Source organism: Castellaniella sp. UC4447_H14 (genome assembly GCF_052978285.1).
Window position 1 is genome coordinate 1932216 of record NZ_CM129666.1, and the last position, 12714, is coordinate 1944929.

10 protein-coding genes are annotated in these 12714 nt (G+C 62.9%); all 10 read left to right on the forward strand.

What is annotated here, in order from left to right:
- Window positions 1-265: 265 nt before the first annotated feature.
- The 10 genes from ACVCMJ_RS09275 to ACVCMJ_RS09320 all read left to right on the forward strand — a co-directional run bounded on the left by ACVCMJ_RS09275 (window position 266) and on the right by ACVCMJ_RS09320 (window position 12712).
- The gene (locus tag ACVCMJ_RS09275; RefSeq protein WP_447081129.1) at window positions 266-1423 is read left to right on the forward strand and encodes a polysaccharide biosynthesis/export family protein; all 1158 of its coding nucleotides are present in this window, start codon (window positions 266-268) and stop codon (window positions 1421-1423) included.
- Between the two features lie 7 nt (window positions 1424-1430).
- Window positions 1431-3680: a polysaccharide biosynthesis tyrosine autokinase gene (locus tag ACVCMJ_RS09280; RefSeq protein WP_447081130.1), complete on the forward strand. Its 2250-nt coding sequence runs from the start codon at window positions 1431-1433 to the stop codon at window positions 3678-3680.
- Window positions 3681-3686: 6 nt separating this feature from the next.
- On the forward strand, window positions 3687-4655 hold the full coding sequence (locus ACVCMJ_RS09285) for a Gfo/Idh/MocA family oxidoreductase (RefSeq protein ID WP_447081131.1): 969 nt from the start codon (window positions 3687-3689) through the stop codon (window positions 4653-4655).
- Between the two features lie 16 nt (window positions 4656-4671).
- Window positions 4672-5259, forward strand: coding sequence for an acyltransferase (locus ACVCMJ_RS09290; protein ID WP_447081132.1), 588 nt, complete (start codon window positions 4672-4674; stop codon window positions 5257-5259).
- On the forward strand, window positions 5256-6374 hold the full coding sequence (locus ACVCMJ_RS09295; RefSeq protein WP_447081133.1) for a DegT/DnrJ/EryC1/StrS family aminotransferase: 1119 nt from the start codon (window positions 5256-5258) through the stop codon (window positions 6372-6374). The genes ACVCMJ_RS09290 and ACVCMJ_RS09295 overlap by 4 nt, the downstream gene beginning before the upstream one ends.
- On the forward strand, window positions 6374-7420 hold the full coding sequence (locus tag ACVCMJ_RS09300; RefSeq protein WP_447081134.1) for a GNAT family N-acetyltransferase: 1047 nt from the start codon (window positions 6374-6376) through the stop codon (window positions 7418-7420). The genes ACVCMJ_RS09295 and ACVCMJ_RS09300 overlap by 1 nt, the downstream gene beginning before the upstream one ends.
- Window positions 7417-8409: a GNAT family N-acetyltransferase gene (locus tag ACVCMJ_RS09305; RefSeq protein WP_447081135.1), complete on the forward strand. Its 993-nt coding sequence runs from the start codon at window positions 7417-7419 to the stop codon at window positions 8407-8409. Before ACVCMJ_RS09300 ends, ACVCMJ_RS09305 begins: the two co-directional genes overlap by 4 nt.
- A 255-nt stretch (window positions 8410-8664) precedes the next feature.
- The gene (locus tag ACVCMJ_RS09310) at window positions 8665-10107 is read left to right on the forward strand and encodes a lipopolysaccharide biosynthesis protein (protein ID WP_447081136.1); all 1443 of its coding nucleotides are present in this window, start codon (window positions 8665-8667) and stop codon (window positions 10105-10107) included.
- A gap of 35 nt (window positions 10108-10142) precedes the next feature.
- Window positions 10143-11549: a polysaccharide deacetylase family protein gene (locus ACVCMJ_RS09315; protein WP_447081137.1), complete on the forward strand. Its 1407-nt coding sequence runs from the start codon at window positions 10143-10145 to the stop codon at window positions 11547-11549.
- A gap of 8 nt (window positions 11550-11557) precedes the next feature.
- Window positions 11558-12712: a hypothetical protein gene (locus ACVCMJ_RS09320; RefSeq protein ID WP_447081138.1), complete on the forward strand. Its 1155-nt coding sequence runs from the start codon at window positions 11558-11560 to the stop codon at window positions 12710-12712.
- Window positions 12713-12714 lie beyond the last annotated feature (2 nt).

A 12714-nucleotide genomic window follows, 5' to 3' on the forward strand; every position in this document is an offset into this window, starting at 1 on the left:
CGAGTGCTAGGCCGGATGGCTGATATGAGGGCCAAAAGGGTGATTGTTGGGTACCCGCTATCCCAAGTATTAATAAGCGCAGTCCGATTTACATTTTGTCGTTTTGCAAAGAGTGCCCCCGCGGTTTTCGGCATCTCTGGCGAGACGAACGGACTGGAGCTCTTCGAGTGCCCTGCCTTCCAGCATCCGGTACTGCGGTAGCGTGCACGGCACAAACGCCACCGGGAAAGAGCCAGACTGACTCGTTTCAATAACCTGTCTGATTATGAAACATCTTACTCTCCCTTACATTTTTCGACGCTGCCGACGCATCCCTCGGGCGGGCTTCACGCTGCTGGTCGCCGCCGTGCTCTCCGGCTGCAGCATGGCCCCAGGCATGTACATGGGCAGCCCGGAACATGTCTCCGAAACTCTGAAAAGCGATGCGGCGCCTGCCGGAGCTCTCACGACCATCACACCGGCGCTGGTCCGGCAGCAGCAGGAGCAGGAAGCCGACCCCGTGTCCGAAAAAGTCAGGGATCTGTTCGGGTCGGGATCGGCGTATCGCATCGGGCCGGGAGACATTCTGAACATCATCATCTGGGGACATCCGGAACTGTCGATGGTGTCGGCCACATCCAACGTCACGACCGGCTCGTCCACCCAGGTGGACCTGGGCAACGGCTACGACGTCAGTGCCGACGGGTACATCCAGTTTCCTTATCTGGGGCCGGTGCTCGTGAAAGACCTGACGACCTATCAGATCCGTTCGCTGATCATGCAGCGCATCGCGACCTACGTCAGCCAGCCGCAGGTCACGGTGCGCGTCCAGGCCTACCGACATGACCGCATCTACGTGGACGGCGAGGTCCGTCTGCCTGGACTGCAGACGGTCGATGACATCCCGCCGACCCTGCCCGAGGTCATCAACCGCGCGGGCGGCTTTACCGAGAATTCGGACCGCTCGGACATTCTGCTCACGCGAGGCGACCAAACCATCCGGATCAGCCTGCCCCACCTGATCCGCACCGGCATCAATCCGCAGTCCATCCTGCTGCGCGACGGCGACATGCTGCGGGTCGGCAATCAGAGCAATTCCCGAGTCTACGTGCTGGGAGAAGCGCTCAAGGCGCAATCGGAGGTTCTGCAGGATGGGCATCTCACGCTGGCGCAAGCCCTGGGCGAGGCCGGGGGCGTTACGCCCGAGACATCCAACCCGCGGCAGATCTACGTGATCCGCAGAGGCGAGCAAGGGAACGCCCAGATTTACCACTTGGATGCCAAATCGCCGATCGCCTATGTCCTGGCAGCCGGATTCCAGCTCAAGCCCCACGACGTGGTGTACGTCGATCCCGCCCCGATCGTCCGGTGGAATCGCGTGATCAACAACCTGCTGCCCAGCTACGGCGTGGTTTACACCTCAACGGTGCCCCAGCCACGGTGACAGAACCATGAACACATATCCGATCATTCCGCCACAAGGGGCCGTGGCCCACGCATTGCCGCGGGACAGGACTGTCCATGACGACGTCGACTTCGTGAGCTTCTTCAGAACCCTGTCCGACGCGCGCTGGCTCATCATCGGCACCACCCTGTTGGCCCTGCTGGTGGGCGCGGCCTACGTCATCATCGGACGGCCCATCTACCAGTCCGACATCCTGATCCAGGTTGAACAAAGCCAGCAGAACGGGGCCGTGGACAGCAGCGTGCTGGGCCAATTGAACACGGCTTTCAACGTGCAATCCTCCACCTCAGCCGAAATCGAAATCCTGCGTTCACGCCTGGTGATCGGAAAGGCGGTCGACGCGCTCAATCTGTCCGTTACCGCGAGTCCCCGCTACATCCCGATCATAGGCACATGGATGGCGCGCCACGCCACGCAGCTTTCCGACCCCGGCCTGTTCGGCCACGGCGGCTACGTCTCCGGTACGGAAACCATCAAAGTCGGCGAACTGGAAGTCCCCAACGCGCTTCTGGGACAGGCGCTGACACTCACCGCCACGGCGACCGGCTACGACCTGCGGGGACCGCGGGGACTATCGCTCGCGTCCGGCCGCGTGGGCGTCATGACCCCGTTCTCCCACGGCGGCGGCCGCATCCTGGTGAAAGAGCTGCACGCCAAACCAGGGGCGGAGTTCACCGTGATGCGCCAGTCTCGGCAGGACGCGGTCAAGAGCCTGCAAGGACGCCTGCAGATCGCCGAAAGAGGCAAGCCTTCAGGGGTACTGGCCGCCTCGTTGCAGGGTACCGATCCAGTGGAGATCAGCCGCGTCCTGAACACGATCGGGGATTCCTACGCGCGGCAGAACGTGGAGCGCAAGGCGGCGGAAGCGGAAAAGTCGCTGACATTTCTTGATCACCAGTTGCCTCAGCTGAAAGATCAGATGGACAAGGCCGAAAGCGAATACACGAACTTCCGGGACAAGCATGGGACATTCGACCTGTCGACCGAGGGCAACCTGTCACTGACCGCCTCCGCAACGCTGCAGACCCAGCTGTTCGAACTGGAGCAGAAACGCCGCGAACTGGCCTCCCAGTACACCAGCGCCTTCCCACTCGTGCAGGTGATCGACAAGCAGATCGCGGCACTCCATGACCAGATCGCCAAGATGGACGAGCGCATCAAGAGCCTGCCGGACCTGCAGCAGAAGCTGGCCAACCTGACTCGCAACGTGAAGGTGAGCAGCGACCTGTACGCGAGCCTGCTCAACAGCGAGCAGCAACTCCAGCTGGTCAAGGAAGGCAAGGTCGGGAACGTCCGTGTCGTGGACAGTGCTGTCGCATCACGACACCCGGTCAGGCCTAACGGCCCCGTGGCGCTCGCCATTGCAGGCACGGCCGGCGTGTTGCTGGGTGTGCTGCTGGCCCTGTTGCGCAAATGGCGCCACCCCGGTCTGCGCTACGTGGACGACATCGAAATGAACCTGGGACTGAGCGTGTTCGCCACGATACCGCACTCGAGCGCTCAGGCGAGGGTGCGCCTTCAGGCGGGCGATTCCGTGCGCAGCCGGCTGCTCGCCCTGAGATCGCCCGACGATCCCGCGCTGGAGAGCCTGCGCAGTCTGCGCACGACCCTGCAGTTCGCACTGCATAGCGCGGCCAACAACATCGTGATACTGACCGGGCCAACCGCCAACGTCGGCAAGACCTTCGTGAGCGCCAATTTTGCGGCGCTCCTGGGCGCGGCCGGCAAGCGGGTGCTGCTCATCGACGCCGACATGCGCGGAGGCGGGCTGCATGAGAGCTTCAACGTGAACCCCAACACGGGACTGAGCGAACTGATTGCCGGCGACATCGAGCTGTCCGAGGCCCTGCACGAGAACATCACTCCCAACGTGGACTTCATCGCCACAGGAATGCGGCCGGCACGCCCGGCCGAGATGCTGCTCGCGCCACAAGTGGGTGAGCTGCTGCAGGACATGTCGGCCCGCTACGACGTCGTGCTGCTGGATACCACCCCCCTGCTGCCCGTGTCCGACACCCTGGCGCTGACCCCGCTGGCGGGGACGGTGTTCATGGTTGCGCGCACGCAGCTCACCACCTTGGCCGAACTGCAGGAAACCGCGAAAAGGATCTACCAATCCGGCTCGCAGATCAAGGGAGTGATTTTCAACGATCTGGTCGCCACCAATGCGCCATATGGCAAGCGGTACAGCGGCCGCACACGGGAAGAGCCCATCTTCCCCGCCCTGGGGAACTAGAACCTTATGAAAAACTTCGCCTTGATCGGCGCAGCCGGCTATATCGCGCCGCGCCACATGCAGGCCATCAAAGCCACCGGGAACGACCTCGTTGCCATGCTGGATCCGGCCGACTCCGTGGGAATCATCGACAGCTACTTTCCGGACGCCGATTTCTTCACCGAGTTCGAACGCTTCGACCGCCACATCGACAAGATCCGACGGGCTCACCAAGACAAGCGCATCGACTACATCTCGATCTGCTCTCCGAACTACCTGCATGATTCCCACACCCGCTTCGCCCTGCGGTCGGGGGCCGACGCCATCTGTGAAAAGCCGCTGGTGCTCAATCCCTGGAACATCGACGGCCTGCAGGAAATCGAACGCGACACCGGGCACCGCGTCAACACCATCCTGCAGCTACGGCTGCACCCCTCCATCCTGGCCCTGAGGCAGAAGGTGCGGCAGACCGCGCGCGACACCAAGTACGACGTGGACCTGACCTACATCACATCGCGCGGCCACTGGTACCTCAGATCCTGGAAGGGCGACCCCAGGAAGTCGGGCGGCATTGCCACCAATATCGGCGTGCACTTCTTCGACATGCTGCATTTCGTATTCGGCGACCTGCAGCAAAGCATCGTCCATAGCCTGACGGACTCCCAGGCCGCAGGCTTCCTGGAGTATCAACACGCCCGTGTCCGCTGGTTCCTGTCGGCCAACATCCTCGACGTGCCGGCGGCGCTGCGCGCCAAAGGCCAGCGCACCTACCGCTCCATCACGGTCGACCGGGAGGAGATCGAGTTCTCCAGCGGATTCACGGACCTGCACACGCGCAGCTACGAAGAAATCCTGGCCGGACGAGGGTTCGGCCTCGAAGACAATCGGACCGCCATCACGACTGTTGCGGGCATTCGCAACGCCAGGATCGCTCCATTGCAGGGCGACTATCACCCATTCCTCAATCGCTCCGCCGAGGTTTCACTTGTCGCCTGACACGAACAGTACTGCCATGGGTCACTACCAGCACCCCAGCGCCATCGTGGACGAAGGCGCGAGCATCGGCGCCGGTACCCGGATCTGGCATTTCGTCCATGTCTGTACCGGGGCGCGAATCGGCCGCGACGTATCGCTCGGACAAAACGTATTCGTCGGCGGTACCGCCACGATCGGCGACCGATGCAAGATCCAGAACAATGTCTCGATCTACGACGAAGTCACGCTGGAAGACGCGGTTTTCTGCGGGCCCAGCATGGTCTTCACGAACGTCTTCAATCCGCGGTCACTGATCGAGCGCAAGCGCGAGTACCGCAAGACCCTCGTGAAGCGGGGGGCAACCCTGGGCGCCAATGCGACCGTCGTCTGCGGCGTCACCATCGGGAAATTTGCGTTCGTGGGGGCCGGCGGCGTCGTCAATCGGGACGTGCCGGACTACGCACTCGTGATGGGCGTGCCGGCTCGGCAGACGGGATGGATAAGCGAGTTTGGCGAGCGGCTCGACCTGCCGCTGCATGGCCGCGCGCAGACGGTCTGCCCGCACACGGGCGCGCGCTACATCCTGGAAGGCAGCAGTCTGCACAAAGAGGAACGAGAAGAATGATGAACTTCATCGATCTGGCGGCCCAACAGGCCCGCATCCGTCCGCAGCTCGAGGCGCGGATGGCTCGGGTGCTGGCGCACGGCCAGTACATCCTGGGTCCGGAGGTCGCCGAGCTGGAAGAGCGGCTCGCCCGGTTCACCCGCACGAAGCACTGCATTACCTGCGCGAACGGGACGGACGCGCTGCAGATCGCTCAAATGGTGTTGGGCATCGGCCCAGGGGACGAAGTCATCAGCCCCGGATTCACCTACATCGCCACGGCGGAGACAGTCGCACAACTGGGTGCCAGGCCAGTCTATGTCGACATCTCGCCACGCACATACACGCTGGATGCGGCGCAACTGGAGGCCGCCATCAGCCCCCGGACCAAAGCCATCATTGCGGTCTCACTCTACGGCCAATGCGCGGACTTTGACGCGATCAACGCCATCGCACAGCGCCATCACCTGCCCGTCATCGAGGATGCGGCGCAAAGCTTCGGCGCCCTGTCGTCCGGCCGGCGCTCCTGCAGCCTGAGCACCATCGCCTGCACCAGCTTCTTCCCGAGCAAACCGCTGGGTTGCTACGGTGACGGTGGCGCCCTCTTCACCGACGACGGCACGCTGGCCGAGGCGCTGCGCCAGGTCGCCCGCCACGGACAGGACCGCCGCTATCACCATGTCCGTGTGGGCGTGAACAGCCGGCTCGATACCCTGCAGGCGGCCGTCCTGCTGGCCAAGCTGGACATCTTCGATGATGAGGTCGAGCGTCGCCAGCGGATCGCGCGCACCTACGACGGGCTGTTGGCTCAGGCCGGAATCGCTACGGCGCCTTACATTGCGTCCGGCAACGTCAGCGTCTATGCGCAATACACCATTCGCACCGATGCGCGCGACGCGGTCAGCGAAGCGCTGCGGCTGGCCGGGATCCCGACAGCCGTGCACTACCCCATACCCCTCAACCGACAGCCCGCCGTCGCGGACGAGCACGCGAACCTTCCTGTGGGCGACCAGATGGCCGCGGAAGTGCTGAGCCTGCCCATGCATCCCTATCTGACGGAAGAAAGCCAATCGGCAATTGTCGCAGCCTTGAGTACAGCCATTGATTCCCACAAACCCCACCTTCAGACCTTGTGATGGAAACCGCCTGGCAAACGCGATCAAAATACTTCGACTGGAAGCGCATCGCGCTCTTCCGCCGCACCAAAGCAACGTCCGCCCCCGCCGCGAACACGGAATACCGTGCATTCTGCCAGGGCGAACCGTCAATCCCGGTCTTCAGCCGCCCCTGGTGGCTGGATGCGACGGCGGGTGCGGACCAGTGGGACGTCGCGCTGGTAAAACAAGGATCCGAGATCGTGGCAACAATGCCCTATCTCAAAAGGCAGCGCCTGGGCTTCACGCTGATCACCCATCCGCCGCTCACCCAGACGCTGGGTCCGTGGATCAAGCCTCTGCACGGGGATTACAGCGCGCAGATCAAACATCAGCACAAGCTGTTGCAGGCATTGCTCGAGCAAATGCCGCCATTCGACTATTTCCACCAGCAGTGGCACCACAGCAATACGAACTGGCTCCCGTTCTACTGGGCCGGCTACAGGCAGACCACCCGCTACACCTACATCATCGAGGATCTGACGAATCTGGAGGAAGTCTTCGCCGGGTTCTCCCACGGCAAGCGAAGAAACATCAAGCGCGCCGAGGATAACGGCATCCAGATCCGGTTCGATATTCCGGCCGAGACCTTCTACCAGAATCACAAGATGACGCTGGCCCAGTCGGGCAAGAAGATTCTGTACTCCTACGAGCTGTTCAAGGGCATCGTCGAATCCGGATGCCAGAACAACTCGGCCTGTACGGCGGGAGCCTACGACGGCGAGGGGAATCTGCACGCTGCCGTTTTCATCATCTGGGACGAGAACAGCGCCTATGCGCTGCTCAACACGCTGGACCGCCGCTTTCGCGAGAGTGGGGCGTCAGTGCTCCTTACCCGCGAGGCCATCCGCCACGTATCGACCCGGACCCGCATGTTCGACTTCGAAGGCAGCATGATGAAACAGGTCGAGGGCTCAGTGCGCGAATTCAACACCCGGCAAGTTCCCTACTTTTGCATTTTCAAGATTCCCTCGAAACTCTATGCCACCGGCAAGTTTCTGAAATCGACGCTGCAGCCAGGTCGATGAGCCTGCGCAAGCAACCCATGACGAGCTCTCAATCAGATTATCGAGCCTTTTCCAAAGATGAGCCCTCCATCCCCATTTTCAGCCGCCCGTGGTGGCTGGATGCGACAGCCGGGGCGGATCACTGGGATGCCGTACTGGTGAGACGAGGGGACCGGATCGCGGCCACCATGCCTTACTGCATGACGAAGCGTCTGGGCTTCACGCTGATCACCCACCCGCCGCTCACGCAGACACTGGGGCCGTGGATCAGGCCCATCAAGGGCGCACGGCACGAACAGATCGCCCACCAGCACAGCGTGCTGACAGATCTGCTGCAGCAACTGCCCGCGTACGACTACTTCTATCAGCGCTGGCATTATTTCCAGACCAACTGGCTTGCCTTCTACTGGGCCGGATTCGACCAGACGACCCGATACACCTACATCCTGAGAAACCTCAGCGACCTGTCGGCCGTGTTCTGCCACTTTTCGGCCAGCAAGCGCCGCAGCATCCGCAAGGCGAAGGACGAAGGCATCCGGATTACGTTCGATCTGCCCGCCCGCACCTTTTACGAGCACCACAAAAGGATCCTGGCACAGTCGGGGGCGGACATTTCCTACCCCTACGATCTGTTCCGGCGAATCTACGAGGCTGGCTACAACAACAATGCCGCCCGCACATTGGCGGCTTACGACGCCCGCGGCAATCTGCACGCTGCCGCGTTCGTGGTCTGGGATCAGAACCACGCCTACGACCTGATCGGCATGACGGACCGGCACCACGGGCGAAGCGGTGCCACTGCTTTGCTGATGTGGGAAGAAATTCAGTTCGCGGCCCTGAAAAGCAGGCAATTCGATTTTGAAGGCAGCATGATCCAGTCCGTCGAGGCCTTCGTGCGGGAGTTCAGCCCACAACAGACTCCCTACTTCTGCATCTCCAGGACGCCGTCCAGGCTCTACGCCATGGCGCAATTCACCAAGAGCCTGGTATCACCGACCGAGCACGCCTAGTGTCCCGTTCGGTTAATCCTGATGTTTAAATTCGGCGCCTACACCCCCCATACTGCGTTGCAAATCCTCGTGATAGACCTTGCTATCACTGCGGTTCGCGCCTTGTCTGGATGGCGCATGCATCCGAATTTAACGACACAAACTAACCGAACGGGACACTAGCGCCGGATGAAGCGCGCTCACACCCCATTGAAATATGCCAACTCACCAGACAAGACAATCGACGCGCCCGCTCGATTCGGCCAGGAGTCCGGTTTGATCTCGAGGCTCTCCGCGGCGCTGACCGGCTTGCGTCCTCGCGGGACCTTTGCTCGCGGGGTGGGGACGCTGATCGGCGGAACAGCAGGTTCACAGCTCTTGACCATGCTGGCGGCACCGGTCGTGATGCGCCTCTTCTCGCCGACGGACTTCGGGATGCTGGCTGTCTATGCAGGGCTGCTGGGGATCGTCACGGTGGTGGCGAGCCTCTGCTACGAATTGGCGATTCCGTTGCCGGACAGTCATCAGGAGGCCGCCAACATCGCGGTGCTGGCGCTCGTGATCGTCGTCGCCATCAGCGCGCTGAGCCTGCTGATCGTGGCTTGGGCCGGCGGCCCGATCACCCACATGCTGGGGGTGCCGAAGCTGGCACGCTATTTCTGGCTGCTGCCCATCGGGATCATCATGGTCGGCGTCTATCAGGTCTTCAACCTCTGGGCGCTGCGGACCAAAAGCTTCAGTGCGATCACCGGTACCCGATTAAAGCAATCGCTGACTTCCATCGCCATCCAGATCGGCGGCTATTCGTTCGGGCCCGTCGCGTTGCTGGTCGCCCATGCGGCCGGGCAAGGCATGGGAGGACTGTCCCTGGGCAGAGCCGCCCTGCGATTCAGGGAATTCCGCCACGTGAGCCTGGCCGGCATGGCCGCCACCATGCATCGGTATCGTCACTTTCCCATCTTTTCAACCTGGGCGGGTCTGCTCAACTCGGGCGGCGTGCAAATGCCTTCGCTCATGTTCGCCGCACTGTTCGGGCCGCAGGCCGCCGGCCTGTACGTCCTGACAAACCGCGTCCTGAGCATGCCGCTCACCGTCGTCGGCTCTGCCATCGGGACCTATCTTTTTGCCACGGGCGCGGAAGCACGGCGGCAAAACCGGATCGCCCCGCTGGTAGCCGACGTCTACGGAAAGCTCGCCAACATCGCCATGCCGCCGGCCATGGTCTTTCTATTGGCGGGCCCCAACCTATTTGCCTTCGTCTTTGGCGAGAGCTGGCGCGAGGCAGGGGAATTTGCACGCTGGCTGTCTCCGTGGCTCTACGTCGCCTTCGTGACGTCGCCGCTCAACGTACTGTTCGACGTGCTGGAGCGCCAGCGCCTGGAGCTGTATTTCGAAATCCTGCTGTTCACGCTGCGCGCGATTGCGATCATCTTCGGCGCCTGGACGGGCGACGTCCTGCTGACAGTGGGTCTGTTTTCGCTGGGCGGGGTCGCGGCCCGCGTCACCACGCTGATCTGGCTCGCCATCGTGTCAGGCAATCCGATCACCATGCTGATTCGACCGACGCTCACAGCGGCGGCCTGGTCCATGGCCTGCAGCATACCGCTCGCGCTCGCCCTGTGGTTCAGGCCCGAGGGAGATCTTTGGCTCATCGGCACGATTGCGACGGGGCTGCTCATCAGCATGCGATTGATGCACCTGTTCCACAAGGCCGAGTGAGGCCGCACGACAGAGAACCCGAAATGAGCGAATCCATGGCCCAATCTTTCATGCCTGCCGCCATCCTCGACTGGCTCGACGAGATCCTGAAGGAACGGATCAGCCCCCATCTGGTTCTGTCGCGGGGACCAGGCGGCACCCACTTGATTCTGTCGCTACCCAACAGCCCGGCCGACATCCGGATCGCGTCGGATTTCGGCAGTTTCTCGCACGATGGCTCGGACCTGCCCTGCGGCCGCTGGGATGCGATGTCCGAAGGCTGGCGATCCGCGATAGGACAGCCCTTGCCGGCTCCCGGCCAGGTGCGCGGCTATGGCCCGCTCATTGAGCGGATACCGACTGGCTACGTCATCCATTACGACCTGCTGGGGATGTGTTTCTGGATGCTGTCGCGGCGCGAGGAACTCGGGCGCACCGACCTGGACAGCCACGGCCGCTTTCCCTCGACCGCCTCGCACGCGCACCGGCACGATTACCTGCAGCGCCCCGTGGTGGACGAATGGCTGTACGTCCTGCGGCAGGTCGCACAAAGAACGTGGCCGAACCTTCCCCTGGCATCGCCGCGGTTCTCGATCCGGGTCTCCCACGACGTGGACTGGCCCAGCCGGTACGGTTTCGGCAGCGTGCGCCAAATGCTGCGCCTGGCGGCCGCCGACGGGCTGAAACGCCACGATGCGCGCGCGCTGCGCGCCCCCCTGATCTGGCAACGCAGCCGCCGGCAATTGCACCCGGCCGATCCCTTCAACACCTTTGACTGGCTCATGACCCTTTCGGAGCAACACGAACTCACCAGCGCCTTCTACTTCATCTGCGGCCGCACCGATCCAGCACGAGATGCGTGGTACGAGCCGGAAGACGCCGCCATTCGAGATCTGATGCGGCGCATTCACCAGCGCGGGCACGAGATCGGGCTGCATGCGAGCTATGACACCTACCGCCAGCCCTCCGTGCTGGCCCAGGAAGCCCGGCGACTGCGGCAAATCTGTGCGGAGGAGAACATCCGGCAGCCCCAATGGGGGGGGCGCATGCACTATCTGCGCTGGGAGATGCCGACGACGCTGTACGGCTGGGAACGAGCCGGCATGGACTATGACAACTCACTCACCTACGCGGATGCGGCCGGCTTCCGCTGCGGGACCTGCTTCTCGTACCAGGCCTTCGATGCGCGCCAGAACCAGCGCTTGCGTCTGCGCATCCAGCCGCTCATCGCGATGGAAAAATCGGTCATCGGACCGGCCTACCAGAACCTGGCGGCGGGAGAATCCGCCCGCGCCGTCTTCACGCAACTGAAGGATGCCTGCCAGGCCGTCGGCGGGTGCTTCACGCTGCTGTGGCACAACTCGGAACTGGACGACACAGGCAGGCGGACGCTCTATGCGGCGCTGCTCGGCAGCTCGGCTCAGGCCCGCTCACTGGGCAGCGTCCCGCTCACCGCACGATAGGTCCCACGATGAAAGTCCTGCACGCAGCCTTCATGGTCCATCCGATTCCCGGCGTCATGAACCAGATGCAATGGGAACTCATGGCCGCTGCCGAGCATGGAATGGATTGGGACACACGGCTGTTCTGCCGTTTCGCCGGAACACCGAACGGGCGCCTCATTGTTCCGGCGCCGCCATCCTCACCGTCGAGGAAAGGCGCCGTACGTCGATGGGGCGACCGGATCGGGCTGCATCGCGCCTACTTCCGCTGGCTCGCGGAACAGGCCCCGCGCTACGACGCGATCCTGCTCCGCTATAACGCGAGCGATCCGCTGCAGGCCCGGTTCATCCGTCACACGAACACGCCTGTGTTTCCCATCCATCACACGCTGGAAGTTCCTGAATTGCGCCATTCGTACCGCGCGGCCGGCCGGTTGATCCGCGTCGGGCTGGAACAACTATCGGGACGGGCCACGTTCGGCGCGGCAAGTGGAATCGTGGCTGTCACGGATGAAATCCTGCACTACGAAAGAAGCCGTGCGGGCGGGCCCGTCACGCCGGGATACGTCTATCCCAACGGCATCTTCTACCCGGTGCATCCTGGCACGGAGGGCGATGAGCGGGGCGGCACGCCCGAGATCCTGTTCATCGCGAGTCACTTCGCCCATTGGCACGGTCTGGACCTGCTGCTGGACAGCCTGGAGCACTCGCATTCGAAGTTCATCCTGCATCTCGTGGGGACGCTCTACCCCGCCGATCACGCCCGCGCGGCGGCCGACCCTCGTATCAGGCTGCACGGCCTGCTGGATATCGCCGACGTCCACCGGCTGTCGCAACGATGCTGGCTGGGCCTGTCCTCGTTTGCGCTGGAACGCAAGCAGATGGAGCAGGCCTGCACCCTGAAGGTGCGTGAATACCTGCTCAACGGCCTGCCCGTATACGCCAGCCACCGGGATGTGTTCCCGGACGATTTCGCCTACTACCGCATGGGGCCTCCCGACATCGAACAAATCCTGGCGTATGCCCGCTCCATCCGGTCCGCAGGCCGCCGCGAAGTGGCCGAACTCTCCCGGCCCTTCATTTCAAAATCGTCGTTGCTGGCGGGGCTGCATGGCTGGCTCGAGACCCGCGTTTCCCAGCGCAGTCCGCAAGCCGCGCAACCGCTCCCCACGCTGGCCGTCTGACA

Bases quoted from the DNA above. Each gene is read 5' to 3' on its own strand.
- ACVCMJ_RS09320 (WP_447081138.1), top strand. From the start codon at position 11,558: ATGAAAGTCCTGCACGCAGCCTTCATGGTCCATCCGATTCCCGGCGTC.
- ACVCMJ_RS09280 (WP_447081130.1), top strand. From the start codon at position 1,431: ATGAACACATATCCGATCATTCCGCCACAAGGGGCCGTGGCCCACGCA.
- ACVCMJ_RS09275 (WP_447081129.1), top strand. From the start codon at position 266: ATGAAACATCTTACTCTCCCTTACATTTTTCGACGCTGCCGACGCATC.
- ACVCMJ_RS09305 (WP_447081135.1), top strand. From the start codon at position 7,417: ATGAGCCTGCGCAAGCAACCCATGACGAGCTCTCAATCAGATTATCGA.
- ACVCMJ_RS09315 (WP_447081137.1), top strand. From the start codon at position 10,143: ATGGCCCAATCTTTCATGCCTGCCGCCATCCTCGACTGGCTCGACGAG.
- ACVCMJ_RS09285 (WP_447081131.1), top strand. From the start codon at position 3,687: ATGAAAAACTTCGCCTTGATCGGCGCAGCCGGCTATATCGCGCCGCGC.
- ACVCMJ_RS09295 (WP_447081133.1), top strand. From the start codon at position 5,256: ATGATGAACTTCATCGATCTGGCGGCCCAACAGGCCCGCATCCGTCCG.
- ACVCMJ_RS09300 (WP_447081134.1), top strand. From the start codon at position 6,374: ATGGAAACCGCCTGGCAAACGCGATCAAAATACTTCGACTGGAAGCGC.
- ACVCMJ_RS09290 (WP_447081132.1), top strand. From the start codon at position 4,672: ATGGGTCACTACCAGCACCCCAGCGCCATCGTGGACGAAGGCGCGAGC.